The sequence below is a fragment of the Pseudomonas sp. 50_B genome, from assembly GCF_017491625.1.
Taxonomy (GTDB): domain Bacteria; phylum Pseudomonadota; class Gammaproteobacteria; order Pseudomonadales; family Pseudomonadaceae; genus Aquipseudomonas; species Aquipseudomonas danubii.
Window position 1 is genome coordinate 1 of the sequence record NZ_JAFGYX010000221.1, and the last position, 240, is coordinate 240.

A 240-nucleotide genomic window follows, 5' to 3' on the forward strand; every position below is an offset into this window, starting at 1 on the left:
GGCTGGGCAACGTCGGCTACTTCGTCCTGCTGTTCAGCACCCTGGGCTATTTCTTTCCGGTGTTCGGCCAGGGCAATACCCCGGTGGCCATCGGTTGTGCGTCATTGCTGCTGTGGGCCGTGCACTTCCTGGTGCTGCGCGGGATCAAGGAAGCGGCCTTCATCAACCTGGTGACCACGGTGGCCAAAGTAGTGCCGCTGCTGCTGTTCGTGCTGATTGCCCTGTTCGCCTTCAAGCTGG

The 240-nt window shown here is 61.2% G+C and carries 1 protein-coding gene; it reads left to right on the forward strand.

Annotated features, from left to right (window positions below):
- The coding region (locus J5M73_RS31710) for an amino acid permease (protein WP_207817061.1) at nt 1–240 on the forward strand (240 nt) is incomplete at both ends.